General features: G+C 60.3%; 26 protein-coding genes. 18 read left to right on the top strand and 8 right to left on the bottom strand.

What is annotated here, in order from left to right:
• The first annotated feature begins 63 nt into the window (after positions 1-63).
• Positions 64-624, top strand: coding sequence for a type 1 glutamine amidotransferase domain-containing protein (locus tag ACKZ62_RS12045; protein ID WP_032889437.1), 561 nt, complete (start codon positions 64-66; stop codon positions 622-624).
• Between the two features lie 62 nt (positions 625-686).
• On the opposite strand, the gene ACKZ62_RS12040 is transcribed toward ACKZ62_RS12045, so the two are convergent.
• A complete protein-coding gene (locus ACKZ62_RS12040; protein ID WP_095184509.1) occupies positions 687-893 on the bottom strand; it encodes a PLDc N-terminal domain-containing protein in 207 nt (68 codons plus the stop codon).
• Positions 894-1,217: 324 nt separating this feature from the next.
• Between ACKZ62_RS12040 and ACKZ62_RS12035 the strand changes: the two genes are divergently transcribed.
• Together ACKZ62_RS12035 and ACKZ62_RS12030 are read left to right on the top strand one after the other, a co-directional pair.
• Positions 1,218-1,694 (top strand): PA2171 family ribosome-binding persister protein, encoded by a 477-nt coding sequence (locus tag ACKZ62_RS12035; RefSeq protein WP_122681830.1) that lies wholly within the window; start codon positions 1,218-1,220, stop codon positions 1,692-1,694.
• A 61-nt stretch (positions 1,695-1,755) separates the two neighbouring features.
• Positions 1,756-2,037 carry a hypothetical protein gene (locus ACKZ62_RS12030; RefSeq protein ID WP_447096719.1) on the top strand — a complete coding sequence of 94 codons (282 nt, stop codon included), beginning with the start codon at positions 1,756-1,758 and terminating at the stop codon, positions 2,035-2,037.
• A gap of 124 nt (positions 2,038-2,161) precedes the next feature.
• Here ACKZ62_RS12030 and ACKZ62_RS12025 read toward each other — a convergent pair whose 3' ends face one another.
• A complete protein-coding gene (locus ACKZ62_RS12025; protein WP_447096718.1) occupies positions 2,162-2,707 on the bottom strand; it encodes a putative natural product biosynthesis protein in 546 nt (181 codons plus the stop codon).
• A gap of 62 nt (positions 2,708-2,769) precedes the next feature.
• Entirely contained in the window at positions 2,770-3,153 is a 384-nt protein-coding gene (locus ACKZ62_RS12020; protein ID WP_032889447.1) for a DUF2946 domain-containing protein, read from the bottom strand.
• A gap of 181 nt (positions 3,154-3,334) precedes the next feature.
• On the opposite strand from ACKZ62_RS12020, the gene ACKZ62_RS12015 reads away from it, so the two are divergent.
• The gene (locus tag ACKZ62_RS12015; protein WP_032889449.1) at positions 3,335-3,940 is read left to right on the top strand and encodes an SCO family protein; all 606 of its coding nucleotides are present in this window, start codon (positions 3,335-3,337) and stop codon (positions 3,938-3,940) included.
• Positions 3,940-4,422, top strand: coding sequence for a copper chaperone PCu(A)C (locus tag ACKZ62_RS12010; RefSeq protein ID WP_095184506.1), 483 nt, complete (start codon positions 3,940-3,942; stop codon positions 4,420-4,422). The genes ACKZ62_RS12015 and ACKZ62_RS12010 overlap by 1 nt, the downstream gene beginning before the upstream one ends.
• Before the next feature lie 10 nt (positions 4,423-4,432).
• Here the strand turns inward: ACKZ62_RS12010 and ACKZ62_RS12005 are convergent, their stop codons facing one another.
• On the bottom strand, positions 4,433-4,762 hold the full coding sequence (locus tag ACKZ62_RS12005; RefSeq protein ID WP_032889453.1) for a DHCW motif cupin fold protein: 330 nt from the start codon (positions 4,760-4,762) through the stop codon (positions 4,433-4,435).
• Between the two features lie 304 nt (positions 4,763-5,066).
• On the opposite strand from ACKZ62_RS12005, the gene ACKZ62_RS12000 reads away from it, so the two are divergent.
• The gene (locus ACKZ62_RS12000; RefSeq protein WP_447096717.1) at positions 5,067-6,776 is read left to right on the top strand and encodes an Eco57I restriction-modification methylase domain-containing protein; all 1,710 of its coding nucleotides are present in this window, start codon (positions 5,067-5,069) and stop codon (positions 6,774-6,776) included.
• 42 nt (positions 6,777-6,818) lie between these two features.
• Positions 6,819-7,586: a PaeR7I family type II restriction endonuclease gene (locus ACKZ62_RS11995; RefSeq protein WP_122756578.1), complete on the top strand. Its 768-nt coding sequence runs from the start codon at positions 6,819-6,821 to the stop codon at positions 7,584-7,586.
• 61 nt (positions 7,587-7,647) lie between these two features.
• On the opposite strand, the gene ACKZ62_RS11990 is transcribed toward ACKZ62_RS11995, so the two are convergent.
• Complete coding sequence (locus ACKZ62_RS11990; protein WP_122681824.1) at positions 7,648-8,112, bottom strand: GNAT family N-acetyltransferase; 465 nt, start codon at positions 8,110-8,112, stop codon at positions 7,648-7,650.
• A gap of 206 nt (positions 8,113-8,318) precedes the next feature.
• Here ACKZ62_RS11990 and ACKZ62_RS11985 point away from each other — a divergent pair, with 206 nt between their 5' ends.
• From ACKZ62_RS11985 to ACKZ62_RS11975, 3 genes are all read left to right on the top strand, one after another.
• Positions 8,319-8,810: a GNAT family N-acetyltransferase gene (locus ACKZ62_RS11985; protein ID WP_095184501.1), complete on the top strand. Its 492-nt coding sequence runs from the start codon at positions 8,319-8,321 to the stop codon at positions 8,808-8,810.
• Positions 8,811-8,872: 62 nt separating this feature from the next.
• Positions 8,873-10,072: a hypothetical protein gene (locus tag ACKZ62_RS11980; RefSeq protein WP_032889461.1), complete on the top strand. Its 1,200-nt coding sequence runs from the start codon at positions 8,873-8,875 to the stop codon at positions 10,070-10,072.
• 46 nt (positions 10,073-10,118) lie between these two features.
• Positions 10,119-10,544 (top strand): GNAT family N-acetyltransferase, encoded by a 426-nt coding sequence (locus tag ACKZ62_RS11975; RefSeq protein ID WP_447096716.1) that lies wholly within the window; start codon positions 10,119-10,121, stop codon positions 10,542-10,544.
• A 20-nt stretch (positions 10,545-10,564) separates the two neighbouring features.
• Here the strand turns inward: ACKZ62_RS11975 and ACKZ62_RS11970 are convergent, their stop codons facing one another.
• Entirely contained in the window at positions 10,565-11,794 is a 1,230-nt protein-coding gene (locus ACKZ62_RS11970; RefSeq protein ID WP_447096715.1) for a TPM domain-containing protein, read from the bottom strand.
• Between the two features lie 128 nt (positions 11,795-11,922).
• Between ACKZ62_RS11970 and ACKZ62_RS11965 the strand changes: the two genes are divergently transcribed.
• Both ACKZ62_RS11965 and ACKZ62_RS11960 read left to right on the top strand, forming a co-directional pair.
• Positions 11,923-12,738: an alpha/beta fold hydrolase gene (locus ACKZ62_RS11965; protein WP_099602237.1), complete on the top strand. Its 816-nt coding sequence runs from the start codon at positions 11,923-11,925 to the stop codon at positions 12,736-12,738.
• Positions 12,728-13,870, top strand: coding sequence for a PAS domain-containing sensor histidine kinase (locus ACKZ62_RS11960; RefSeq protein WP_095184496.1), 1,143 nt, complete (start codon positions 12,728-12,730; stop codon positions 13,868-13,870). Before ACKZ62_RS11965 ends, ACKZ62_RS11960 begins: the two co-directional genes overlap by 11 nt.
• Here ACKZ62_RS11960 and dapF read toward each other — a convergent pair.
• Complete coding sequence (dapF, locus tag ACKZ62_RS11955; protein WP_099602236.1) at positions 13,858-14,661, bottom strand: diaminopimelate epimerase; 804 nt, start codon at positions 14,659-14,661, stop codon at positions 13,858-13,860. The two genes, ACKZ62_RS11960 and dapF, sit on opposite strands and share 13 nt — an antisense overlap.
• Positions 14,662-14,740: 79 nt before the next feature.
• Between dapF and ACKZ62_RS11950 the strand changes: the two genes are divergently transcribed.
• The 6 genes from ACKZ62_RS11950 to ACKZ62_RS11925 all read left to right on the top strand — a co-directional run bounded on the left by ACKZ62_RS11950 (position 14,741) and on the right by ACKZ62_RS11925 (position 24,404).
• On the top strand, positions 14,741-15,232 hold the full coding sequence (locus tag ACKZ62_RS11950; RefSeq protein ID WP_032889472.1) for a P-loop nucleotide/nucleoside kinase family protein: 492 nt from the start codon (positions 14,741-14,743) through the stop codon (positions 15,230-15,232).
• Between the two features lie 121 nt (positions 15,233-15,353).
• On the top strand, positions 15,354-15,857 hold the full coding sequence (locus ACKZ62_RS11945; RefSeq protein ID WP_032889474.1) for a sigma-70 family RNA polymerase sigma factor: 504 nt from the start codon (positions 15,354-15,356) through the stop codon (positions 15,855-15,857).
• A gap of 109 nt (positions 15,858-15,966) precedes the next feature.
• Positions 15,967-16,926, top strand: a complete 960-nt coding sequence (locus ACKZ62_RS11940) for a FecR family protein (protein WP_032889996.1) — start codon at positions 15,967-15,969, stop codon at positions 16,924-16,926.
• A gap of 139 nt (positions 16,927-17,065) precedes the next feature.
• Positions 17,066-19,885, top strand: coding sequence for a TonB-dependent receptor plug domain-containing protein (locus ACKZ62_RS11935; RefSeq protein WP_447096714.1), 2,820 nt, complete (start codon positions 17,066-17,068; stop codon positions 19,883-19,885).
• 29 nt (positions 19,886-19,914) lie between these two features.
• Positions 19,915-22,671 (top strand): M16 family metallopeptidase, encoded by a 2,757-nt coding sequence (locus tag ACKZ62_RS11930; RefSeq protein ID WP_447096713.1) that lies wholly within the window; start codon positions 19,915-19,917, stop codon positions 22,669-22,671.
• A complete protein-coding gene (locus ACKZ62_RS11925; protein ID WP_122752805.1) occupies positions 22,668-24,404 on the top strand; it encodes an ABC transporter ATP-binding protein/permease in 1,737 nt (578 codons plus the stop codon). The genes ACKZ62_RS11930 and ACKZ62_RS11925 overlap by 4 nt, the downstream gene beginning before the upstream one ends.
• 7 nt (positions 24,405-24,411) lie before the next feature.
• Here ACKZ62_RS11925 and ACKZ62_RS11920 read toward each other — a convergent pair whose 3' ends face one another.
• A complete protein-coding gene (locus ACKZ62_RS11920; protein ID WP_099602232.1) occupies positions 24,412-26,013 on the bottom strand; it encodes a L,D-transpeptidase family protein in 1,602 nt (533 codons plus the stop codon).
• Between the last annotated feature and the right edge of the window lie 11 nt (positions 26,014-26,024).

Here is a 26,024-nt window from a genome sequence, read left to right as displayed (position 1 = left end):
ATGGCCAGGAAGCGACAGGCCAGACACGACCATTAACCCCCTTCACCCAGGAGACACTCGACCATGACCTCGCAACTCAACGGAAAGAAAATCCTCATCATCACCTCCAACACCGGCATCGAGCGCGACGAGTTGCTCAAGCCCCTGGAAGCGCTGCGCGGTTTTGGCGCGACGGTGACCCACGCTTCCAGCAAGGGCGGCAGCACCCAAACGTTTGTCGGTGATACCGAAAAGGACAGGACCGTGGAATCCGAGGTGCAACTGTCGGATGTGCAGAGCAGCGATTTTGATGCGCTGGTGATCCCCGGCGGTACCGTGAACGCCGACACCCTGCGCCAGGACGCAGCGGCGCTGCGCTTGATCAAGGACTTCGCCGCCGACGGCAAAACCATTGCGGCCATTTGTCATGGGCCGTGGACGCTGATCGACGCGGGCGTAATCAAAGGCAAGACGTTGACCTCCTACAAAAGCGTCCGCATCGACCTGGAAAACGCCGGCGCTGCCGGTTGGGTCGACGCCGAGGTCAAGCAATGCAACGCCAATGGCTGGACCTTGATCACCTCCCGTACACCCGACGATTTGCCGGCATTCAATGAGGCGATTGCCAAGGCGCTGGCTGGCTGATATCTGGCACCTGAACGTAAACAGGCGCCCATAGGGCGCCTGTTTGCTAACGGCCTTAGGCGTCAGCTCTTGCGGTGTTCCGGCATCTCGCGTTTGGGCCCGAACATCGCCCACGCAATCAGGCCCAGCAACGGCACAAAGATCAGGATCACCAGCCACAGCCCCTTGGTCTCCCAGCCACCGGTACTGCGCAATACGACGTTAATTGCCCACAATTCCAAGAGCAGCAGAATTACCGCCAATCCGATCCAGACATAATTTATTTCCATGATTCACCTCCTGAGGTCTATGGGTTAGGTCAAGCATTCCCCCCAAGGGTTCCATCGAAATTACGCCAGGGCGCTCTCGCCCAATGGTTGCGGCACATGCCGAGCCACCTCCGTCTGTCCAGTGCGCAGGTAGAAGCGGGTTTAATGCAACCTGGTTGGGGACCGACCATGCAAGCTGCACGACACAGGCTTTCTAAAATCAATCTCAACTTATTGATTCGAATGACGTTTAACCGATCATCCATGATGGTCTGACTTATGCAATTTCCTACCAGACAACGCGCGCACCTCGACGCGCCCATACCCTGACTGTGAGGTTTCATCATGAATGCCATCGACCTGCTCAAAGCCGACCATGAACGTGTTAAAGCATTGTTGACCCAACTGAGCGAATCCACCGAACGCGGGGTTAAAAAGCGCACCGAGTTGCTGGCTAAACTCGAAATGGAAATCAGCCTGCACACCAAGCTTGAAGAAGAGATTCTGTACCCGGCGTTCCGTAAAGCCGGCGGTAAGGAGCAGGACATCATGTACCACGAAGCCAAGGAAGAGCATCGCACCGTCGACTCGCTGGTGCTGCCTGACCTGAAGCAGACGGAGCCGTCCACCACCGAGTTTTCCGGTCGGGTGAAGGTGGTCAAGGAACTGCTGGAACACCACATTGAAGAAGAGGAAACCGAGATGTTTCCTCAGGCGAAGAAACTGCTGGGCAAAGCTCTGCTGGAAGAACTGGGTGCACAAATGCAAGCCATGAAGGCCGCGCATAAAAAGGCGATGGCGGACAAGCCAATGGCTGCGTGACGCACCCGTCGGCCCGTGGACAAGTCCACGGGTGTGTTCGATGAATCAAGAGGATTGAATCATGACGAATAGACAAAGGATCGTGCTTGCACTCTGCCTGACGGCTCTTTCAGGCCAACCCGCCCTCGCCGCTTTCGGCGACAACCCGACACCTGCAGCCAATGTTGTTGCAGGCGACGGGGCTGCAGGCTCCGCGCTGCCACCCGGCACGTACCCGAGCAGCCCGGCCGACAGCGGCAAAAAAAGCCAGGACACCGTCAAACAGCCGGACAAAACTCCCAAGGCTGATGACCGCGATGATGAAGACAAAGACCGTCAGCCAAAACCACGCACCGGCAGCTGACAGCTCAACCGTAATCGGCAGCGCAGCCTGTCAGTCAGGGAACGCTGTTCCGGGCCACGCCACCGACGTTGCGATGTGCTGCACCATTTGGTGCCAACGCAATACGCACGCGCCTTGATACCGATCAAGGCACAGGCAACCAGCCGTTGAAGCGTCCTTGGGCGTTCAACGGGCACCAGGCGAAATCCCATGGCGAGGGTGGCAAGGCTGAGGGTGCAGCGTCGGCGAACATCGCTTGCTTGCAATCGAACACCGTCATCGATTGCCAGGCCAGGACTACCCCCTGCGCGTGGCTGGTATCGGTGTTGACCCAACACGCTGCGGCGGCCGCCATGAACGCTTCGATGGGCTCATCGTCGATGTGCTGGCGATACGTCGAGCTCAGCAACCAGCGGCACACATTCAGGTGGTAGGTCCAATCCTGCGCGGGCTGGTTGCGATAGGCCCAGGTCATAAAGCTGCGGAACAGGTTCAAGCCCTCGGGCGGGTCGAGCTTGAGCAGGGCTGGGCAGATATCGAACAGGGTGTGCCAGTAGGGCAAAAGGCGTGCATCCAAGTGCACGAAGCAGCGGGAGTTAACCGGGTATTCAGCCCGCGCCGGTTCCGCGCGCAGGCGACGGGACACCTTGCTGACCAGGCGACTGGCGCCTGCAGGCAATTGTTGGTTCATGAAATGCACTCACAGTCGTGACGATAGAACGCCTCCTGGTCACAGGAAGCCCAAGGCACACGTCAGAATGCGGGGGAAGCGCGGGGATTGGCCGAGGGCCAGGCATGGCGCGGCGGCGCCTTGTTGCGTTGTTCATGGGCCGGGCGCGGGGTTTGTCCGAGGCCCAACAGCCACGCCAGTCCAATCAGGAACACCAGGGCGACCGTCAGCGAGGCGCACACCGGGCAGGCAAAGTAGTTCGAGATGTTGCTGGAAGACGGGCTGCCCAACCCTTTGTCGGAAAGTGGCGCCTGCTTACCGTCCACCGAACAGAACGCGCCGCCGATCCCATTGAGCTCCTGGCCCATCATCTGGCCATGGCCCAAACCGCACACGAACAGGTTCATCAGTACGCAGAAGTACAGGGTCCAGACGATTGGCGAACGGTCAGGGTGGCTCGATTTCATGGCGGCGACTCTACCACCGAAGCCGCAAAGGGATGAAATACGGCGGCCCCCTGTGGCAGAACGTCGCAGATTACGTGCCATCGCCAGGGTTGGTAGACTTGGCGCCCTCCTCGTTTACTCCTTTTCAAAGCCTGATGTGTAGATCCAGAGCAATGCAGGCGTTTCACAGGATGCACAGTTGATGAGTACGTTATTCACCCGCCGCAAGGTCCTGACCGGCATGGGCCTGCTGGGTCTGGGCCTGCTGACCGGTTGTGACAACAGCCCCAGGTTGAACTTCAAGTACGGCAAGGACTTGAGCGACAAGATCATGGGCCGCACCTTCAAGCTCAAGAACACCGAGGGCGACACCGTCACCCTCAGCTCCTACCGTGGCCTGATGCCGGTGGTGTTCTTCGGCTTCACCCAGTGCCCGGCCGTGTGCCCGACCACCCTCGCCCGCGCCGCCCAAGCCAAGAAGCTGATGGGCCGCGACGGCGAGATCATGCAGGTGATCTTTATCACCCTCGACCCGGAACGCGACACACCGGAGATTCTCGACAAGTACGTCAAGGCCTTCGATCCGAGCTTCGAAGCGCTGTACGGCACCCCCGAAGAAATCGCCGTGGCCGCCAAGGAGTTCGGGATCTTTTATGAAAAGATCCCCGCCGGCGACACCTACACGCTGTCCCACACGGCCACCAGTTTCGTCTTCGACACGCGCGGCAACCTGCGCCTGGGCCTGCAAGCATCCCTTACCGCAAAAGAGTGCGCAGAAGACCTGCTCACCGTCATGGAGGTCTGCTAATGACTGCCGTTCAACACCTCAAGCGCTTCACCTTCGGCCTCGCCCTCTTGGGTTTCGCCGCCCACGCCAGCGCCCAGGTGCAAGTGACCGACGCCTGGGTGCGCGCCACGGTGCAGGGCCAGCCGTCCAGCGGCGCGTTCATGACCGTCACGGCCGACAGCGACAGCAAGTTACTGCGTGTGGCATCGCCGGTGGCAAAGGACGTGCAGATCCATGAAATGAGCATGAAAGACGACGTCATGCGCATGGGCCCGGTAGACGCAGTGGCCTTGCCCGCAGGCAAGGCCGTCACACTCGACCCGAATGGCTACCACGTGATGCTGATGGGCCTGACCGGGCAGATCAAGGAAGGCGACCAAGTACCGCTGACCCTGACGGTGGAAAACGCCAAGGGTGAACAGCAGACCGTGGAAGTGACCGCGCCAGCACGTGGTTTGGATGGTGTGGACCATAGCCATATGGACCACAGCAAGATGCACTGACCGTGCTGCATCAATCCACGATAAACAGCTTCGCCCCAACGCTCGTCGATGAGCGATGCGCTTCCATGTCATTACCTACCTGGTAACTCATCCCGGCCGTCAGCGTGAACTGACGGCCGTCTTCCAACTCCGTGTCCAACTCGCCTTCCAGGCACAACAACACATGCCCGCGTTTGCACCAGTGATCGGCCAGGTAGCCGGGGGTGTACTCCACCATGCGTACACGAGTGTTTCCGAAATGGCAGGTGCGCCACAGCGCATGGCCGGTAACGCCGGGGTAAACGACGGGGTCGATGGCGGACCAGTCGGTGGTGCCAAAGGGGACAGCGGTGAGGTTCATGGGGGGCTCAGTCGTGAGTGATGGTGGAGGGAGGCTATCGGCCTGCAACGGTAGGCGACAGACACAGATCCCATGCTTTTGTGGGATACAGGTGGCGACGCTTGTTATCCTGCCGGTCTTGTTCCCGTGGATGCGCGCTGATGCAGCCGGTTCCCAGAAGCCATCGCCTGAAGTCCATGGGACAGGCCTCTTTTCCCACATTGCTTCATGTATCCTAGAGCGTCCCGTAGGCTGCTCCACGCCGCCTACGCACACGAGGCTCGCACGACTTCTGCGCCCCGTTTAGCAATCAATGAGATGAACCATGCCCTCCCAACCCATTTATTTTCAGCCCTCCCTACTTGAGTGCCCTATCGCTTCGGCGACAGAAGCTCTGGCGTCTGGCGGCAGCTCTGAAGCATTGGGGGCATTTTTCACCCGCGCTGAAGTCGTTAATTTTATTTTAGACCTCGCTGGGTATACCAGTGATCGCCCCTTGCATAAGCTCAGGCTGATGGAGCCGTCTTTCGGCAGCGGCGACTTTCTTTTACCAGCCATCGAACGCCTGCTCACTGCCTGGAATACAAACGGTGGCGACGAATCCGAAATCAAGGATCTGTCTAACGCCATTCGCGGCGTTGAACTTCACCGAGATACCTTTCAAAGCACCTACACAGCGGTCATCAACCTGCTTGTGCAGCGTGGCTTATCATCCGACTCAGCCAAGACACTCGCCAGCACTTGGCTGATTCAAGGTGACTTTTTACTTCTGCCATTCGAGGGTGATTTCGATTATGTAGTGGGTAACCCGCCCTACGTCAGGCAAGAGTTGATTCCTGCCGCTCTGCTTGCAGAATACCGTAGGCGTTATCAAACGCTCTATGACCGAGCTGACCTCTATGTACCGTTTATCGAGCGCGCCCTTTCCCTGCTATCTCCCCGCGGGCACTTAGGATTTATATGCGCGGATCGCTGGATGAAAAATCGGTACGGTGGTCCGTTACGCCGATTAGTCGCTGAAAGCTTTCACTTGCAGATCTACGTTGATATGACTGATGTCCCGGCATTTCATACAAATGTCGTGGCTTATCCTGCAGTGACGATCATCAGCCGTGAAAAATCCGGAACGACCAGAGTCGCGCATCAACCCGATATAGAGGCTGCATATTTAGCGGACCTGTCAGCCAGGCTGCTATCAAAAGATCGGCCGAACGAGGCCAACGGAGTACGAGAGCTGGCCAAAGTCCCTAATGGCGCAGATCCATGGTTATTAGACTCCTCCGACCAACTGAACCTTGTGCGCAGATTAGAAACCGAATTCCCATGTTTAGAGGGCGCGGGTTGCAAGGTCGGGATAGGCGTCGCTACGGGTGCGGATAAAGCCTTTATAGGCGACTTCAACACTCTGGACGTAGAGCCAGACCGCAAACTCCCACTCGCAACGACAAAGGACATCACTACGGGAGAGGTCCTGTGGAAAGGAGCAGGCGTTATTAACCCTTACAAGGACGACGGAGGGCTCGTCGACCTGTCGGACTACCCACGCCTGAAAAAGTATCTGAACGCCAGAAGAGAAGTTATCGAAGCGCGCCACTGCGCAAAAAAAGCACCTGCCAACTGGTATAAAACCATTGACAGAATTACTCCCTCCCTCGCAAAAAAACCAAAGTTGCTTATTCCTGATATCAAAGGTGAAGCACACGTCGTATATGAAAATGGCGAGCTTTACCCGCACCATAATTTATACGTCGTCACTTCCGACTCATGGAATTTAAGGGCGCTTCAAGCGGTATTGCTGTCTGCTGTTTCACGGCTGTTCGTGGCCACCTACTCGACGAAGATGAGAGGTGGTTTCATGAGGTTCCAAGCTCAGTACCTGCGTAGAATTAGGCTTCCCTCCTGGGACAGCATACCTTCCGAGCTCAGAGCCGAACTTATCGACGCCGCACAGAACTTAGATTTGAAAGCGTGTAATGCCGCGACGTTCAAAATGTACGGAATGAGCCCTGAAGAAATCAAGTGCATCGGCGGATAGCCCCGTCAGCCAATATATTCTCCAAAATCATAAGGAATTAATATGGAACTCAGCTGGTTAGACGAGCGGGTGACAGACGCGATCGTTAAGTTCTGGACAGTCCGAAACGGTGGCAAAGGCGTTCTCGGTGGAAAAACTCTCAATGCTTTCGTTCACATAATTGAACATGTAGTGAGAGAAAGCGGCCTGGCAAATGCAAAGGCCTACATCGGAAGAAACACATCGCAACTTCCTGGCTTTTTTCGGCCACACAAATCTTGGGATGTCGTTGTAGTGGATGACGGCAAGCTTATCGCTGCCATTGAGTTCAAGTCTCAGGTAGGGTCAATCGGCAATAATTTTAACAATCGTACCGAGGAAGTCTTAGGTAGCAGCCTGGATCTTCGTACAGCCATAGAAGAATCCGCATTTGGCGAAGACGCAAATATATTCACCGGTTACATCATCGTGGTTGAGGATAGCGCCGCTAGTCGCGCCACACCCAACATCAATATGTCATTTTTCCCCGTCATGCCTGGCTTTCTGCTGGATGAATCCGTTAGAGATGTATCTTATACCCGCCGCAAGGACGGAACCCACCCTCGAACCAAGGGCATCTCCTATATCGACCGTTACGACTTAATGTGTAAACGCCTTATGATGAAAGGGCTATACACCGCAACAGCGCTAATAGCGTCACCCAACGAACCTAAAACCAGTGGCACTTACTCAAATGTAAGTGCATCAACAAGCATACAAACCTTTATGTTGAAGCTGTCAAAACATTGCGAAGTCGTCCAGAGCATCAACATCCAAAACAGCGAAGCTTAAATAAATCAAGCGCCAATTAGAGGATGTAAACGTATTACCTTTTGGCGCCGTTCAAGCCGCGCTAAATCCGCTTAGTCATCGGTATACACGCCAACTCCAGCCCCGACGGCGAGTGGTAGATCGCCGGCTGCTCCCCCACATAGCCGCATGCCCGATAGAAACTCGCCGCATTCAACGTCGCATCCAGCACCACCTCTGCTAACTCCAGTTCCCGCGCAAGCGCCTCAAGATGATCCAGCATCGCCTTGCCGTACCCACGCCCGGTGAACTGCGGCAGTACAAACAACGCGCCCACTTCATTGTTGTCGAGGTCGAGCATGCCGGTGGCGACCGGTTCATCGTTTACCCAGCCGAGGTAAAACGGTTTTTCCATCAACGTGCTGTAACCATCGTCGGCACTGCCGCGAGTCCAGAGCGCCATTTGCTCAGCGGTGTAGGCACCGATGCATTGGCTGCGGATGGCTTCGCGGCGGATGTCAAAAGCGGCGTTGGCGTCTTCGGGGGTGGCGCGTTTTATTTCCAGCACAGGGTCCTTCCTTTATGCGTGTTGGTGACTTCAAGGCCTGATCGATACCTTGGAGCCAGACGTGGTTTTTTATATTAGCGCGATCAAGTGGCGCGATGCTGGGGGCAGTGCAACAGTCAGGATGTCGCGACATACACCGTAGACTGTGCCACGTGGCGGGTTTGTATCTATCATGTGCCCTTTCAATCAATGCCCCAGGAACCTGCATGCCCTCCCTCACCCTGCGCAACGCCCTCCCCGCCGACGCTGCCCGTTGCTTTGAGATAGAAATCACTGCCTACGAAGGCGACGAAGCCGCGACCCTGGAGAAGATCGCCACGCGCATTGCGTTGTACCCGCAAGGCTTCCTGATTCTTGAAGCCGATGGCGAGGTGGTGGGATTTATCAACAGTGGCTGCGCCCATGAAGTGGTGATGTCGGACGAGGCATTCAAGGAGTTGGTGGGGCATGCACCCGAGGCGCCGAATGTGGTGATCATGTCGGTGGTGGTCGACCCAGCGCATCAGGGCAACGGCTATTCCACGGTGTTGATGAGCGAGTTTGTGCAGCGCATGAAGACGCTAGGCAAACGAACCATTCACCTGATGTGCAAGGAGCGGCATGTGCCGTTGTACGCGCGGCTGGGTTACACCTATGTTCGGCCTTCGCCTTCGGATCACGGCGGGATGGCGTGGCATGAGATGGTGATGGCGCTTTAACGCTCAGCCCAACATGCTCCGGGTACATCACCGCTATTTTTGTCCAGGGAAGGAATCACTTCGTGCTCAACGCAACACCGCCCACCTTTCAACAAGCTGTTAAGAAAAACCTCAAACGAATGGCCATCTATTGGGCGCCCCTCAGCGTTATTTTCGCGGGGCTGGGCACATTGCTGGGGTTTTATACGCTGTCCACCTACGCGACTGCGATAGGCCGCCCGGACCTGATGGCCGCTGCGCTGGAGGCCAAGTCGGCGCTGATTCCCTGGCTCGCCGCCGTCGCCGGCATGCTGGGGGTGTACCTGTTCATTCTGTTATCGACCACATTCCTGTTCGGGCTAACGATGTCCTTGTTCAGTGATGCGGCGTCCCAACAGCGCAAATTGGTGGGCATCCTGTTTGTGCCGGTATTGAGCGGTATCCTTGCAATGCTGTGGCACAGCTTCAAGGGGCCTTCGTTGAGCGGTGACGACACGCTGCTCTATACCCTGGTTGGTCTTGCCGCCACCTTGTTTGGCCTGGTGGCGTTACCCGGATTCCGCGTTGCCGTCGACATCTGTGCAACCTTTGCGAGTACCGCAAAACCTCGCAGCTGGCCGGTACGGGGCTTGTTCATCCTCATGCTTGCATTGTTGCTGATTGCAACGGTGTTCTCTGCGGTATTTCCCGCCAGCTTGATCTACAGCGCCTATGCCGACAAAGACACGCTCGACGGCATGAACCGCTTGATGTTTATCTCGATGTTCGCCACCACCGTCCCCCTACTGCCCGTGGTGGTGTTCTATGTCTGCAAGGGGGACCTGTTCAAGCGCCTGTTCTTTAGCCTGCTGGCAGTGGTCGCCTGCGCGGCAATGGTCATTGTTGTTGCACCGGGAAGTTCTGCCTCCATCGTTTATTCGGCGGCGCTTGCCATGAAGGCGCGTGACCCGGTGGAGGCCAGGTTCTGGCTGACAAAAACCTGGGCCACGGAAGATTTCGATACGCAAATCTGGGGCGAGGTCGAAGAATTGCGTGGTCATCCCGTGGTACGCGCATTCCCACTGTTTTCCTTCGGCGATGTGCTGCTTTTGTGCCCAACCCGCCTGATCAACAAAACGCTCAAGGAGTGGCCGGAACATTCCGACTACTGTGTCCTCACTCAAAGCAGCAACGCGATTCGCACACCCAGGAAGTCGGCGCCGGCAACAGACGCTGCAACGCCCTCTGGAAACAAAACAGGACAAGCATCACCCGAACACTCATCAGACGCCTCGCCCCACTGAACCACGGGCCAGCGCCAAGGTTAGGCACAACACGGACGCCATCGCGATGCAGCATGCTCAGATTGAAATCAGCGACCAACCCAACCCCGACGCCGAGCGCATCCTGAGTAGCGGCCTGGCCGCCTTCAACGAACAGGCCGCCGGTTACCATGACCGGCGCCCTTTGACGGTGTTGATCAGAGACCCGCACACCCAGGAAGTCTTGGGAGGCATTACGGGTAGAACAGCGTTCGGCATGGCCTTCCTTGACCTGTTTCACCTGCCCGACTCCCTGCGTGGCACGGGCCTCGACAGCCAGTTGCTGAAAGCTTTTGAAGACGAAGCTCGGCGTCGGGGCTGCCTGAATGCGGTGCTGTACACCATCAGCTTTCAGGCGCCGGGGTTTTACGAGAAAAATGGATGGGTGCGGTTTGGGGAAATACCCTGCGCGCCCCAAGGCAGCAGCCGCGTTTTTCTCTCTAAACAGCTGTAACGGTCAGGGCCTCGTCAGGCTTACCAACTCCCCGAAGCCCCGCCGCCGCCACTGGAACCGCCGCCCCCGGAGGAATTGCTGGAGCTGGAGCCACTGGAGCTGGAGCTAGAGCTGGAGCCACTAGAGCTGGAGCTTGAACCGGAACTCCGACTCGAACCCGACCCGGAACTGGCAATGCTCTGCACAAACACAATAAACGCCACGAAGGAGGCCACGGGGATCGCCACGATCCAGCCCTGGTAACCGTGCCCCAGCAGCATCCCTGCGGCAACGTAGACAGCCGTGACCGCCAACGCACGCAGGAGGAAAAAGCGCGGGCTCTTTTTCCAGGATGCTTTGATGACGAAGTACAACCCAAGGTATAAGCCCAGCACTAACGCCCCGCCAAACGGCCAGACCAGCCAATGGACATAACTGACCTCTACAAACCGGTTGGCTATCACCACACCGACGACATAGGCCAGCACCCCCATCACGCAGTAGAACGCCGTGCGCGCCAGCCACAATGCGCCGAAGGTGGCGCCGCCAATCAGGATGCTCAGCGGCAATACCAGCAGATAAACCGGCCATTCCCGGCCACCGGCGAACACCACCAGCAACACAGTGACGGCAGCCGTGGCGATTAACGCCCCACGCCAACCCAGCTTGCGCGCGGCCATCAGCACGCCGCCAATCGCACCAACGATAAACGCGAGCAACACCGCGATGGCCTCGGGCGCAACGCCGGGGCCTGTCACCTGAGGCAACTCTCCGCCGTCCACCAGCACGACCAGATCATCCACGCCTTGGCTGATGCCGCCCGCGTAATCGCCCCGACGAAACGCCGGCGTGATGTGCTCCTCAATGATGCGGTGGGCCAACAGGTCGGTGACGGTGCCTTCCAGGCCGTAGCCCACTTCGATACGCACCTTGCGATCAGCCTTGGCCACCAGCAGCAGGATGCCGTCGTTGACGTCCTTGCGCCCCAGTTTCCAGGCGCGGAACAGTTGGTTGGCGTAATCCTCGATGCTCGCCTCGCCAGTGGAGGGCACCAGCAACACCGCCACCTGGGCGCCTTTGCGTTGTTCGAGGGCGGCGAGCTGCTCTTTCAGACGAGTGGTGGTGCTGGTGTCGAGGGTGTTGGTGACGTCGATCACCCGCTGGTCAAGGGCGATGCCAATCGGCGAGGTGTCAGCCTGGGCGCTGATTAACGGGCTGGTGAACACCACTACCAGCAGAATCGAGAGAGATTGCCGTAACCACCGCATCATGTTTGTTACCTGAAGTTTCTTCCTGAAGGCGCCGACTTTACCTTATCAGCGCTATAACGCGTGACCCCACGCCGATGACTATCTAAACTGCCGCGTATATAGCAATACGCCATAATTTCGGGACCCACATGGACCTACGCCACCGCAACAACGTTACTGTGATGGGCCGTGGGGCTTCGACCCTGGTGTTTTCCCATGGATTCGGCTGCAACCAGGCCATGTGGAAATACTTGGCACCGCAGTTTGAAGACCGCTTTCGCGTGGTGATGTATGACTTGGTGGGCGCCGGTCTGTCTGACCTGAGCGCCTTCGACAAGACCAAATACAACGTGCTGGAAGGCTACGCCCGCGACCTCAACGAGATCATCGACGCCTATGCCGAAGGCCCGGTGATTCTGGTGGGGCACTCGGTCAGCGCGATGATCGGCACCCTCGCCGATCGCCTGAGCCCCGGCCGTGTCGCTGCCCATGTGATGATCGGTCCCTCACCGCGCTATATCGATATCGATGACTACGTAGGCGGCTTCAAGCGCAGCGATATCGACGACCTGCTCGACACCCTCGACAGCAACTACCTCGGTTGGTCCAGCGCCATGGCTCCGGTGATCATGGGCGCGCCTGGGCAACCAGCGCTGAGTGACGAACTCACCGACAGTTTCTGCCGCACCGAACCGGACATCGCCAAGCAATTCGCGCGCGTCACCTTCATGTCCGACAACCGCCAGGACGTGATCGGCCTGACCACCCCGGTGTTGATCCTGCAATCGAGCGACGACCTGATTGCCCCCGTGGCCGTGGGCGAATACCTGCACCGCGTGTTGCCCAACAGCACCTATTGCCTGGTGGCTAACGTCGGCCACTGCCCCCACATGAGCGCGCCGCAAGCCTGCGCGGCGGCCATGGACACATTCCTCGCGCCTTGGGCGGTTTCCCGTGCCCACTGAGCTGTTCGACAGCGCCGCCTGCGCCCTGGCCGTCACCTCGGAAGACGGCACGATCCTGCAAGCCAACGCGCGCTTCAGTGATTGGTTGGGGTTCAGCAATGCCGAGTTGTGCGGCCATCGCTTCCAGGACCTGCTGACCATAGGCGGGCGGATCTTCCACCAGACCCACCTGGCGCCGATGCTGCGCATGCACGGCAGCGTCACCGAAGTGAAGTTGGACATGCTGCACCACGACGGGCACAAGGTGACCGTGCTGCTCAACGGCAACAAACGCGAACAGGCCGGCGCTGTAGTGCACGACCTGGCGTTGTTCGGCACCACCGACCGGGACAAGTACGAGCGCGAGTTGCTCAACGCACGCAACCTGGCCGAAGCGCTGCTGCAGGAAAAGACCGCTACCGAACTGGCGCTGCACCAGGCACAGGCCGAACTGAGCGAGGCCTACGCCATTGCCCAGCGCCGCGCACTGTTTGCCGAGCAGATGGTTGCGATTGTCAGCCATGACCTGAAAAACCCCCTTACGGCGATCCGCATGGCGTCGGACTTTCTCAACCGTGGCGAGCGCACCGCCAAAGAACGCCAGCTACTTGGGCATATCGGCCAATCATCCGAACGCGCCCAACGCATGATTGCCGACCTGTTGGACTTCACCCAGGCCCGGGTCGGCCAGGGCATCAGCATCAAGGCGGCGCCGCTGGACCTGCATGACGTGATTCATCGCACGGTGGATGAGCTGCGTGTGGCATTCCCCAAAGCGACGTTGGAGCATCAGGCCAAAGGCAGTGGCGGCGCGTGTCTGGACGCAGACCGTGTGCAGCAGATCATCGGTAACCTGGTGGCCAACAGCGTGGCTTATGGCGACCCGCTGCTGCCCATCACCATCACCTCGAACCTGGGTGATGGCGCGTGTGAAGTCGCCGTGCACAACCACGGCCCGGCAATTCCCGAAGCCTTGCTGACCGGGCTGTTCGAGCCCATGACCCGCGGCACCGACCAGGGCAGTGACGTACGCAGTGTGGGCCTGGGGCTGTATATCGTGCGCGAGCTGGCCAAAGTGCATGGCGGCGATGTGGCGGTGAGTTCCTGCGCCAACGCCGGCACCACGTTTACGGTGAAGTTTCAGGACAGATAGACACTGCCCTGCATGATCGGCTCGACACTGCCGGTCAACACCACGCCGCCCTCACCCGCCCAGTGCACGGTGACCGTGCCGCCATCGCACTGCACCTGCACCGTGGCATCCAGCAAGCCGCGCCGGATGCCATTGACCACCGCCCCGCAACAGCACGAACCGGAACCCAACGGCACGCCACCGCCACGCTCCCAGATGCGCAGGCGGATATGCCCACGGTCCAGCACCTGCACAAAATGCACATTGGTCCTGGCCGGGAACAACGGATGAAGCTCCAACGCCGGACCTACTGCGGCCACATCAATGGCGTTGATGTCGTCGACAAAAAACGTGCAATGGGGATTGCCCATGCTGCACGCCGCCGGGCTGCCGTCGATCGGCAAGGTGCCCGTGTCCATGGCCTCGGCCAGCGGCACTGATGCCCAGTCCAACGACGGCTCGCCCATGTTCACCGACACCCGCCGCCCCGACTCGCGCACGCAGGTCAGCAGGCCACGGTCAGTGCGCAGCACAACCGAATCGCCGCCGATTTCATACATCAAACGGTCGGCCACGCCTCGGGTGGCGCTCCCGCAGGTTTGCAGCGCTGTGCCGTTGGGGTTCCAGAACTTGATACGCGCGACGGCATCTTCGCAATCAAGCACCACGGCCAGTTGATTGAAGCCGATGCCAGTGTGGCGATTGCCCAGGCGGCGGGCGATCTGTGGGGTGATCGGGTCGTCCAGGCCACGGCGGTCGACGATGATGAAGTCATCGCCATGGGCGTGCATTTTTACGAACTGCAAGGGCATGGAGTGTCCTGGGGTCGACCTGTGGAGGAAGTGGAGGATACCCTGAACCCGCCCCTGTGAACTATCGAAGGACCGAACCATGCTTATCGTCTTCAGCGGCTTGCCCGGCACCGGCAAGACCACGATTGCCCGCGAACTGGCACGCCGGTTCAATGCGGTTTACTTGCGCATCGATGTCATCGAGCAAGCGCTTCGCGATGCAGCTGTGGTGCCGGGCGCCAGCGGCTATGGCGTGGCGAACGCTCTGGGCTTGAGCAACTTGCAGTTGGGGCATACGGTGGTCGCCGACTGCGTGAACCCGGTGCAGGAAAGCCGCGCGGCGTGGCGAGCAACTGCCGCAACGGCGGGGGTGGCGTTGGTCGATATCCAAATCGTTTGCTCTGATACGCGCGAGCACCAACGCCGCGTCGAAAGCCGTGAGAGCGATATTCCAGGGCTAATTGCGCCGAGCTGGCAGTCGGTCTTGGTTCATGAATACGAACCTTGGAATGACGCGCCATTGACGGTCGACACCGCCCAGATCGATGCGGCGCAGGCTGTTGAAAAGCTCCTCAAGCACTTGCGCCGTTGATTGCCGCGCAACAAAAGCGATCAAGTTGTTGATAACCATTATCAACCACCGCTAAACTCCGCGCCCTCTCACTTCCCAGTCTGTGCCACGCGGCACAGTCGCGCGCAGGCAGCTGACTCTCTTGGCGGATGAAAAACTCCAGCTTTACCTGACCCACCGGGCCGCGCTGCTGGACTATGCCACGCCCATCGTGGGCTGCCGCGCGCGCGCCGAGGACGTGGTGCAGGAAGCCTGGTTGCGTTTCAGCGGCCAGGATGAGCAGGCCGATATCCGCCACCCGGCCAGCTACCTGTACCGCATCGTGCGCAACCTTGCCCTGGACTTGACGCGTCGCACCGCCACCGAGCGGGTGCAGCCCGGTGGCGACGAATTGCTCAACGACTTGCCCTCCAGCAGCGCCTCCCCTGAGCGTGAAGTGAGCAGCCAGAATGAATTGGAAGCCATCTCCCGCGCCTTGGCCCAATTGCCCGAGCGCACCCGCCGCGCTTTTGAAATGCATCGGCTGGGCGGGTTCACGTTGCAACAGGTAGCCGCCGCTTTGGGGGTGTCGACTGCATTGGTGCATCAACTGGTTCACGACGCGCTGCGCCACTGCATGGACTGCCTGGAGGTGGACGATGACTGAGCGCACCAAAACTTTTCTGAAAAAAAACTCTGCTGATGCGTCTTTTGCGGTGAAGGGCGAATCCATGGGATCCTGCCCGCCGTTTTTTGCCTGCGGAGATACGCCATTCATGCCCACCGAGGATAGCGCCAACGCCCGCCGCGACCAGGCCCTCGACTGGCTGATGCGCGTGCAACAGGCCCCGCTGGATGCGGACCTGCGTGGGCAAGTGGCCGATTGGTGCGCAGCCAGCGAGGCCAATGCCAAGGCCTATCGCAAGGCTGAACGCGTATGGCAGTTGACTGGGCATGTAGCGCCGGTCAGCGCAGAACATTGGCCACAGCCCGCAGCGCCACTGCAGCGTTACACCGCCCGCCCGCGCCGGGTTCGACGCTGGGTCGCCGCTGCCATCGCGGCGTGTCTGGTGGTGGCGTTGGCGCCGAGCCTGCTGCTGCGCTGGCAAGCCGATTACCGCACCGGCGCTGGGGAAACCCGCGACATCACCCTCAGTGACGGCAGCGTGGTGCAACTCGACAGCCATTCGGCGATTGCCGTCGACATCGCCGACAATCACCGCGATGTGCGATTGCTGACCGGCCAGGCGTTTTTCAAGGTGACGCCGGACAAGAGCAAACCCTTTCATGTATTGACCACGACATTGCGCGTGACCGTGACCGGCACCGCGTTCAACGTCAATGCCACGCCGGATGATCCGAGCGTCGCCGTGCAACAAGGCTCGGTCAATGTCACCGATGCGCAAGCCCGCCGCACCCTCGCCAGCCTGGTGCCGGGGCAACGCCTCACCTTGCGCGCCGGGCGCGCCGAACTCGGCAGTTTTTCCCCCAGCCAGGCTGCTTCCTGGCGTCAGGGCCAGTTGATTGCCGATGACCTGCCGATCAACGAGGTACTGGAACAACTGCGCCGCTATACACCCGCCATCATTGTGCTGCGCGATAAGCAACTGGGTGCGCAGCGGGTCACGGGGGTTTACGACCTGCGCAAACCCAAGGCGGCGCTGCAGGCCGTGCTGCAACCCTACGGCGCAAAAGTCAGCGCCTACAGCCCGTGGCTGCTGGTGTTGAGCAAGTAATTTCCCGGCATTCAAAAATAATTCAGCTTTTTTCTGAAAATCCCCCGCGCTGTCCCGTCTTCTGTCCCGCGCGCAGCAATTGAGATTTATTCGTATTCATTGACTGGCCGGTTTTTTGTGCCGGCGCGGGGATCTTTGCATGACACACACCCTTCACCCGTTCGGTACGCCGGGCACGTGGCCGCTGCGCCTGAAAAAAGGTGCTGCCGCCAGCGTGCTCGGGCTTTGCTGCGCGTTTGGCCCGCTGCCGCTGGCCCTGGCGCAACCCGATGCGCCCGCCTCGGGCCACGTGTTCAACATCCCGCCGCAGCCGCTGGCCGGCGCCTTGATCGCCTTCGGCCTACAGAGCGGCAAGCAAGTGAGCGTTGACCCGCAGCTCCTCAAGGGCGTGAGTTCCCCCGGTGTGAATGGCGACATGAGCAACGACGCTGCCCTCGCTTACCTGTTGCAAGGGACCGGCATCGGCTGGGGCTATCAGGATGGCGCGCTGGTATTCCATCGCCTGCCCAATGCCGCTGCCGGTGAACCCTTAATGCTGGACAGCACGGTGGTGCTGGGTTTCACCCAGGAAAACTCGTTCCAGGGCGCCACCGTTATTGATCAAAAGGCGATCCAGGCCTTCCCCGGCGCCAATGGCGACATCACCACGCTGCTGCAAATGCACCCTAGCGTGCAGTTCAGCGGTGCGCAGCAGAGTTCTAAGACCCCCGGAGAAATCGACCCGGCGGACATCAGCATCAACGGTGCCAAGTTCTACCAGAACAACTTCATGATCGACGGTATCTCGATCAACAACGACCTCGACCCCGGCGCCCACGGCTACGGCGAAACCCGTCAGTTCGATGCAGCACCGAGTCGCTCCCACGGCATCGCCCTGGACGCCGACCTGCTGCAGGAAGTGACGGTCTACGACAGCAACGTGCCCGCCGAATATGGGGGATTCAACGGTGGTGTAGTCGACGCTATCACCCGTCGGCCCACGCAGGCGCTGCACGGTAAATTCTCCTATTCCATGAGCCGGTCGGCGTGGACGAGTTACCACATCACCGAAAAAGACCAAGCTAACTTCGACAACGCATCCAACGAGCAATACCAGCCCGAGTTCGAGAAGACGACGCTGCGCGGCAGACTCGAAGGCCACCTGACCGAAGACTTCGGCGGCATCCTGAGCTTCTCGCAAAAGCGCTCGGTCATTCCGTTGAACACCTACACCGGGGGCTACAACAGCCCCACCGGCGAGAACACTCGAGACCAGACGCGTCAACTCGACAACTACATGGTCAAGTCCTACTGGAACGTCAACGACAGGCTCAGCCTCGACGGTTCATTTATCCAGGCGCCCCAGGAAAACACCTATTTCCGCGAAAACTACCGCAACGCTGATTTCACCAACATCAACGGCGGCTGGCAGGGCTCGGTCAAAGCCGTATGGGAAGGCGACACGGCGCGCTGGTCGCACACGCTGGCGGTCAGCGACCTCAACAGCTCGCGCCGCTCCGAATCCAATGACGCGATCGCCTGGTTCTACTCCACGACCAAAGACTGGGGTCGCCCGGAAACTACCAACTCCCGTAGTGGCGAGGGTGCCTATGGCAACCTGGACCAGACCCAGAGCAGCATCGACTACAAACTCAAGGCTGACTGGCAGGCCTTCAACTGGGCGGGCACCGAACACAAAGTGGTCACCGGCCTGCAACTGACCCGCACCCAAGCGACCTGGGAGCGGGAAAAAATGGCCACCTCCGCCACCATCAACAAGCGCGACAGCATTGCCACCTGCGCCAACAGCGACAACCTGTGTTCCATCGGTACGCTGCTCAACGGGTCCACCCGCCAGTGGGCCGGTACGCGCCTGGAGTACGGCGCCGGCAAGATCGACCTGACGGAAAACAAATACGCAGTGTTCGTCGAAGACGCGATGCAGATCGGCAAGCTCGGCCTGCGTCCGGGGTTACGCCTGGAAGGCGACGACTACATGCAACAACAGAACCTGGCCCCACGTTTTGCCGGTGACTACGACTTCTTCGGTGACCGCAGTACCGTGCTGGTATTCGGCGTCAACCGCTACTACGGCCGCAACCTGTTCAAATACCGCCTGGCCGACGGTCGCCAGGGTTTTAACACGCTCTACACCCGCACCACCCAAGACGGCGCGTGGCGTTCCACTCAAGTGGAAAACCTGAACAAGCTGACCGACCTCAAGGTGCCCTACGATGACGAATGGACCCTGGGGCTTGATCAGGTTTGGCTCGACACCGACTTTCGCCTCAAGTACGTGCACCGCGAAGGCAAGGACAAAATCGTCAAGGCTTCCTCTCGCGTGCTGGGCCTGGGAGCACAAGCCGGCTATGACAGCATCTACTACACCTACACCAACCAAGCTTCCAGCGAGAGCGATAACATCAGCCTGACCATCACCCCCAAAGGGGAATTCAATTGGCAAGGCACCCGCACCAGCGTGCAAGCAGCCTTTGACTGGTCACGCACCAAAGACGCCTACGGCACTTACGAGTCAGGTATCGACGCCGATGAATTCGCCGATGCTGACGTGATCTACGACGGCAAGCGCATGGCCTATAGCGACCTGCCTGCCAGCGACTTCAATCGCCCCTGGACAGCCCGCCTGACCACCATCACCGAGATCCCGCAGTGGAACCTCACCATCAGTAACTTCCTGCGCTATCGCGGTCCCTACGAACAGATCGTCAGTACCAGCAAAACCGTGACCGTCGACGGCGATGACCTGGCGGTGTACGACGCCGCGACTGTCAAGGCCGCCCCCACGTGGGACATGCGCATCAGTTGGGAAATCCCCACGGGCAAGGAGCAGGCGCTGTTCGCCGCGGTGGACATCACCAACGTCACCGACCACGTCAACGAGATCGTCGGCAGTGGCAGCTCGACCGTCACCTATGAAGTCGGCCGCCAATATTGGCTCGAAGTCGGCTACCGCTTCTAACCAGCCACCTGATTAGCCTGGAACCCTTGATGAATAAGTTACTTGCAGGCCTGCTCGGCCCACTGCTGCTGTGCGCCTGCGCATCGCCCGTCACCCAAGAACCGCTGCCGTGGGCGCCCCAGGTGGTGCGCGGCCAACTGGCCAATGGCTTGGAATACCGCTTGGTGCAGGACAGCACCCAAACCGGTCGCCTGGACCTGCGCCTGACCGTGCGCGCCGGCTCGGTGGATGAAGACGACGACCAGGTGGGCGTGGCCCATATGCTCGAACACCTGACCTTCCGCAGCCGTGCGGGCCAAGCCAGCGACCTGCGTGCGCAGATGACCGCGTTGGGTTGGGTGCAGGGCCGCAACTACAACGCCATGACCAGCTATGACCGCACCCAGTACCTGCTCAGCCCCATGGCCGGTACCACGCAAACACCGATAGCCTTGGAAAAGCTTGCGCAACTGGTGTTCGCGGGTGATTACAACGCCGCAGACCTTGAGCGCGAACGCCCCATCGTCATCGAAGAATGGCGCGGCGGCCTTGGCGTGGCCCAACGCATGAATGACCAACGCGCGGCCACTCAACGGGTGGGTTCGCGTTACCCACAACACCGCACCATCGGCAATGAAACGGCGATCCGCGAAGCGTCGCTCGGTGCCTTGCAGCGCTTTCAACAGCGTTGGTACGTACCCAATAACATGGTGTTGTCGGTGGTCGGCGACTTCGAGCCACAGCAGTTGACGCAGCAGATCCAGCAGGCCTTCGGCGCCCCGGCCGCCAAGGCACTACCGGAACGTGAACACCGCGAACTGCCTCTCGATAACCAGCTCAAAATCTTCCGCCTGCAAGACCCGCAAACCGGCAGCAACCAAGTGTCCCTGCTGTTTCGCCTGCACGAACCGGACAGCCGTGGCATCACGGCCGAAGCCAGCCGCGAGCGTTTGGTCGACCGCATGGCCCTGTCGGCGCTGTTGGCCCAGTTACGCCGCCAACCCCTGCCAACCGGCGTGCGCAGCCTTACGACGCAGAAGACCTTGATCGGCGAGTATTCCAGCGTACTGGGCGTCGCGGCCGGTGTTGACGGTGCTCATCATGACGATGCCCTGAGGCAGCTGCTGACCGAGTTGGAGCGTGTGCGCCAACACGGGTTGACTGCGCAGGATCTGGACCGGGAACGGAGCAAAATCCGCTTATTGGCAGACGCCATGCTGGCCAAGGATGAGTCGCGCACCTTCGAGCAATGGGTGACCTCGCTCAACGATGCCGCCGTGCAGAACCGCCCCGTCGTCGCGCCGCATCAGATAGCCCAGCGCACGCTTAACGCGCTGGACACCATCGACCTCGCAGCCCTCAATGCCCGCCTGAACCGTTGGCTGAACAGCCCCGACCAAGTGCTGCAATTCACCGCGCCGGGCAACCGTGTGGTGCGCCTTCCGAAGGTGGACGATGTGCAACAGTTGCGCGCGTCCATTGCCCTCTCATCACTGGCAGCGCCGCAGTCGGCCCCGCCGGTGGCACCGCCTGCTGCCACCTTCACACTGCCATCGGCTGGTGCCCCCGGTTCGGTGCTGGGCAAACGCAGCTTTACCGCTGAACAGGTCGAGCACTGGCAACTGAGCAACGGTGATAGCCTGGTCTGGCTGCGCCGCAATGCCGAAGACGGCCAATGGCGACTGCAAGCCGAATCGCCCGCCGGTTACGAGCGCCGCGACGTACCCGCCTGGCGCCTGCAAATGGCGGCGCAACTGGGCAACCAGAGTGGCGCGCCAGGATTGGAGGCGTGGCGTAAACAGCACAGGGCAACCTTGAGCCTTGAACAAAGTGCTACGCGCCTGCAATTAAGCGCCCGCTCAAACGCCTCGATTGTCGCCCTGACCACACTGCTGCAAAGCTATCGCCAGAGCCAGGTGGGCGCGCCGATCGATGGCGAACTGTTCAGCGCTGCCCGCGATGATCTGCTGACCCGCGTGAGCACCCGACCCGACGCCATCGCCGCCGCCCGACGTGAACTGCGCTACGGCGTCGACACCTGGCAAGCCCCGGATCAACACGCCTTGGAGGCATTGCAATCAAGCACCCTGAATGAGGACTGGCAGCAGCTCACGCAGGCCCCGGTCACCTACTACCTGATGGCGGACATGGATCCGGCGCACCTGGCAAAAGCCGTGGGTGAGCAACTGGCCAATATCCCGCGCGGCGTTGCCCAACCCGGCCGCCCTGCCCTGCAAAAACCCGGTCAACGCCGCGCCGACATCGCCGTAGCCCTGGAACCTCGCGTGGTACTCGAAGCCAACAGCTTCAGCGAACAGCCATGGACGCCCGAAGCGGCGGCCCGTGTCGCAGCCCTGCGTGAACTGGCCAACCAGCAGCTCAAGCAACGCCTGCGTGGCGAGGCGTCCGGCGTCTACCGCCTGCGCTTCGACAGCGAACTGAACCCCGACACCCAGCGCATCGAAAGCCAGTTGAGCTTCACCTGCGACCCCCAACGCGCCGACGAACTGTGGGCGCTGGCCCAGCAGACTCTGGCGCAGTTAGGCCGTTCGGTGGATGCGAAATGGGTCGCTGACGAACGCATGGAACTGCGCCGTCAGGAGCGAAAGCGCTTGCTCGATCCCACCACCCAATGGCGCCGCCTGCTGCTCAGCGAACGCCAATGGCAAGACCCGCGCTACCTGAGCCGCCAGACCCGTTTGCCGGACGGCCTGCGCCTGGAATTGCTCAAACCCTTGGCCAGCCAATTGTTCCCGGCGAATAACCAAGTGCTGCTGCGCGTCCTGCCAAAGGTGGATGCCCCTTGAAGAGCCTGCGTACGTTCTACCGCCTGGCCGCGCCGTTCTGGCGCCAGGGCTCGCAGTGGCTGGGCTGGCTGATGCTGGTCAGCATCATCGGCATGGGCCTGTTGATCGTACAGATCAATGTCTTGATCAACGCCTGGAGCAAAAGCTTCTACGACACCCTCGGCGCATTCGACACGCCTGCGCTGTACGCGCTGATGGGCCGCTACGTGATTTACCTCGGCGCCTATGTGCTGATCGTCGTTGCCCTGGACTGGGTGCGCAAAGCCTTGGTGCTGCGTTGGCGCCAGGCCATGACCGAGCAGTTCACCCATGCCTGGCTCGCTGACCAGGCCTTCTACCGCCTGGGCCTGAACGGCGAGCCGGACAACCCCGACCAGCGCATCAGCGAGGACGTGGATATCGTTGCCGACCTGAGTGTGGAGTTGGTGGCTTCGTTCATCATCAACATGGCCCAGGTCGGTGCTTTCATGAGCATTCTCTGGCAACTGTCGGGGGTGCAGACGTTCAGCGTCGGCGAATACAGCATCACACTGTCGGGCTACCTGGTGTGGATTGTGGTGCTCTACACCCTGGCCGGCAGCTTGATCACCCACTGGGTCGGCCGTCCGCTGCACCGCCTGAACGTGGACCGCCAGCACTATGAAGCTGACTTTCGTGCCAGCCTGCTGCGCAAGCGTGAACACGCCGAACAGATCGCCCTGTACCGGGGCGAGGCGGTGGAGCGCGCGCACCTGGCTGAGCGTTTCCAGGCGATTGCGCACAACTGGCGGCAACTGATGGGCCGCGAGCGTAACCTCAGCCTGTTTACCGTCAGCTATGAACGGGTCAGCCTGATCATTCCGGTGTTTGCCGCTTTGCCCGCATTTCTGGCCAAGACCATCACGTTAGGCGGATTGATGCAGATCCGCAGCGCGTTTGGCGCGGTGCAAGGCTCCCTCAGTTGGTTTATCAAGCTGTACCCGAAGTTGATGCGCTGGAGTTCGGCGGTGGAACGGCTGGGGCAGTTTGAACACGCCATCGCCGCCAGCCGCTGCCAGGCCCAGGCACCGGTGATTGGCGACTGCCTGTGCGTCAGCGGCCTGGATGTACTGCGCCCTGACGCGGGCCTGCTGCTGGGCGATGTGTCAGTACAAGTGGCTCAGGGGGAGTGGCTGTTGATTGCCGGCCGCAGTGGTATCGGCAAATCCACGTTGCTGCGCACCTTGCAGGGCCTCTGGCCGTATTGCCGGGGCGGCTGGCAATTGCCGCCAGGGCGCAGCCTTTTGCTGCCGCAGAAGCCTTATCTGCCGAGCATGCCGCTGCGTCAGTTGCTGGCTTACCCTGCGGTTGAAGTGCCGAGTGGCGTGCGCTTGGTTGCCGTGCTGCTACAGGTGGGGTTGCCGGGGTTGGTAAAGCGCCTGGACGAACAACGTGAATGGGCGCGGGAACTGTCGGGCGGTGAACAACAGCGCATCGGTCTGGCGCGCGCGCTGCTGTATGCGCCGGATACGTTGTACCTGGATGAAGCGACCAATCAGCTGGATGAAGCCAGTGCGCATGCCCTATTGGTGCTGGTGCGTGAGCAATTGCCTGAATGCACAGTGATTGGCATCAGTCATCAGGTGGCGCTGGCGCCACTGTTTGATCGCACCTGGTCCCCTGAAACGGCACAAAACGCTGGGGTTGTGGCAGGTTTTGGGGCTGCTGCGCAGCCCAGCGCGGGACAAGCCCGCTCACCACAGAAAGAGCACTGACCGGGGACTAGAGCACGCTGCCCATCGCCTTCATCAACACCAGGTCCCGCGCGTAAATATCCGGCGCGTAGACCAACCCACCCTGGCGGTCGACTTCGACCGTCCAGTAACCAAGCAACACCGGCACCGGTGTGGACAGCCTGAATTCATGGGTCACGCCAGTGGCCAGCAGTTCATCGGTGCGCGCGCGTTCGGCCGGGCTGACCAGCAGATCGCGCAACAACAACGGTTGTTCCACCCGCACGCAACCGGAGCTGAATGCGCGAGGGCCTTTGGTGAACAGCGGCTGGCTCGGGGTGTCGTGCAGGTACACCGAGTACGGGTTGGGAAAGCGCATCACGATCTTGCCCAACGGGTTGCGCGGCCCAGCTTCCTGGCGCAGCAGGATATTGCCGGGGCGCGCCCAGTCGATCTGCTCGGGCGCCAGCGGGTGGCCTTCGGCGTCGAGCACTTGCAGGTTTTGCTGGCGCAGGTATTCAGGGTTCAGGCGGATGGCCGGGAGTTTATCCTCACGCATGATGGTCGGCGGGATTGTCCAGGTGGGGTTGAGCGTCAGCCGGGTAATGCGGGATTTGAGCAGCGGCGTCTGGCGTTCGGCGCGGCCCACTTGCAGGCGGGTTTGCCACACAGGGATGCCGCTCTGGTACACGCTCAATTGCGCGGCGGCGACGTTGACCAGCACGCCTTCGGGCTCCAGGTCCTGGGCCAGCCAGCGGAAGCGTTCAAGGTTGATGCGCAGTTGCTCGCGGCGCATGGCCGGGCTGATGTTGAGTTCGGCCACGGTGCCGGCGCCGATCACACCGTCCGATTGCAAGGAGTGGCTGACCTGAAAAGCCTTCACCGCCGTGACTAACTCAGGACGGTATTGCTTGCCGACGCCCTTCGGTTCGCTGGGCAGATAACCACCGCTGTAGAGCCGGCGCGCCAGTTCCGGAACGCGTGGGTCTTCCATGCCGGGACGCAACAACGGGCCGCTGCCAACCGCCTCCCAATGGGGCAATGGCTGCTGGCGCACCGTGGAATAGGCATTGCGCAGGCTGCGGTACAAATCTGCGCTGGGGCGTGCCTGGTCGAACGCTTGCGCCATGTCATTCAAGCCGATGGCGGCAAAGGCCAGCACGTCGGTGTTGGGATCGCGGGTGGGAGGCTGGGAATGCCACAGCGGTTCGAAGCGCGATTGCTGCAGCCGGCCGAAGTGCAAGTCCTGGAGGGCTTGCAGGTAGTGTTGGCTGCTGTCGATATCGCTGCACAGTACGTTTTGCGTGGCGTGCGGCGCGGGCAGACTATAGTGGGTGGGATCCAGGCCATCGTCGGCGAGCATCAGCAATTGCGTTTGGAGTGCTTGGCGGCGCGTCTCGTCCGACCATAACGGTGCATCGCCTTGCTGCTGATAGAACGCTTGCAGGCGCGCAAGGGCTGGCGCGTCAATCTGCGGCGCCAGGCCTGGGCAAACACTGGGCAACTGCGCCAGGGCTTGTTGCAACGGGGCCAGGTCCACCGGCGCGGGGGTCGTGACCGGCAGCGGTTCCACCGGCAGCGCATCCGCTGTGGCGACCAATGGTGCAACGAGCAGGCAAATGCTCAAGTAACATGCGTGTTTTTTGAACAATGGCTTGGCTC

The organism is Pseudomonas sivasensis (assembly GCF_052938085.1).
Note: the sequence above shows the minus strand (reverse complement) of the source record. Positions and strands in the feature narration are given on the sequence as shown.

Excerpts from the sequence above, each read along its gene's own strand:
- ACKZ62_RS12000 (WP_447096717.1), top strand. The coding sequence starts at position 5,067 with ATGCCCTCCCAACCCATTTATTTTCAGCCCTCCCTACTTGAGTGCCCT.
- ACKZ62_RS11995 (WP_122756578.1), top strand. The coding sequence starts at position 6,819 with ATGGAACTCAGCTGGTTAGACGAGCGGGTGACAGACGCGATCGTTAAG.
- ACKZ62_RS12010 (WP_095184506.1), top strand. The coding sequence starts at position 3,940 with ATGACTGCCGTTCAACACCTCAAGCGCTTCACCTTCGGCCTCGCCCTC.
- ACKZ62_RS12005 (WP_032889453.1), bottom strand. The coding sequence starts at position 4,762 with ATGAACCTCACCGCTGTCCCCTTTGGCACCACCGACTGGTCCGCCATC.
- ACKZ62_RS11935 (WP_447096714.1), top strand. The coding sequence starts at position 17,066 with ATGACACACACCCTTCACCCGTTCGGTACGCCGGGCACGTGGCCGCTG.
- ACKZ62_RS12035 (WP_122681830.1), top strand. The coding sequence starts at position 1,218 with ATGAATGCCATCGACCTGCTCAAAGCCGACCATGAACGTGTTAAAGCA.
- dapF (WP_099602236.1), bottom strand. The coding sequence starts at position 14,661 with ATGCCCTTGCAGTTCGTAAAAATGCACGCCCATGGCGATGACTTCATC.
- ACKZ62_RS11965 (WP_099602237.1), top strand. The coding sequence starts at position 11,923 with ATGGACCTACGCCACCGCAACAACGTTACTGTGATGGGCCGTGGGGCT.
- ACKZ62_RS12020 (WP_032889447.1), bottom strand. The coding sequence starts at position 3,153 with ATGAAATCGAGCCACCCTGACCGTTCGCCAATCGTCTGGACCCTGTAC.
- ACKZ62_RS12015 (WP_032889449.1), top strand. The coding sequence starts at position 3,335 with ATGAGTACGTTATTCACCCGCCGCAAGGTCCTGACCGGCATGGGCCTG.
- ACKZ62_RS11940 (WP_032889996.1), top strand. The coding sequence starts at position 15,967 with ATGCCCACCGAGGATAGCGCCAACGCCCGCCGCGACCAGGCCCTCGAC.
- ACKZ62_RS11930 (WP_447096713.1), top strand. The coding sequence starts at position 19,915 with ATGAATAAGTTACTTGCAGGCCTGCTCGGCCCACTGCTGCTGTGCGCC.
- ACKZ62_RS11970 (WP_447096715.1), bottom strand. The coding sequence starts at position 11,794 with ATGATGCGGTGGTTACGGCAATCTCTCTCGATTCTGCTGGTAGTGGTG.
- ACKZ62_RS11950 (WP_032889472.1), top strand. The coding sequence starts at position 14,741 with ATGCTTATCGTCTTCAGCGGCTTGCCCGGCACCGGCAAGACCACGATT.
- ACKZ62_RS12030 (WP_447096719.1), top strand. The coding sequence starts at position 1,756 with ATGACGAATAGACAAAGGATCGTGCTTGCACTCTGCCTGACGGCTCTT.
- ACKZ62_RS12045 (WP_032889437.1), top strand. The coding sequence starts at position 64 with ATGACCTCGCAACTCAACGGAAAGAAAATCCTCATCATCACCTCCAAC.
- ACKZ62_RS12025 (WP_447096718.1), bottom strand. The coding sequence starts at position 2,707 with ATGAACCAACAATTGCCTGCAGGCGCCAGTCGCCTGGTCAGCAAGGTG.
- ACKZ62_RS12040 (WP_095184509.1), bottom strand. The coding sequence starts at position 893 with ATGGAAATAAATTATGTCTGGATCGGATTGGCGGTAATTCTGCTGCTC.
- ACKZ62_RS11985 (WP_095184501.1), top strand. The coding sequence starts at position 8,319 with ATGCCCTCCCTCACCCTGCGCAACGCCCTCCCCGCCGACGCTGCCCGT.
- ACKZ62_RS11975 (WP_447096716.1), top strand. The coding sequence starts at position 10,119 with ATGCAGCATGCTCAGATTGAAATCAGCGACCAACCCAACCCCGACGCC.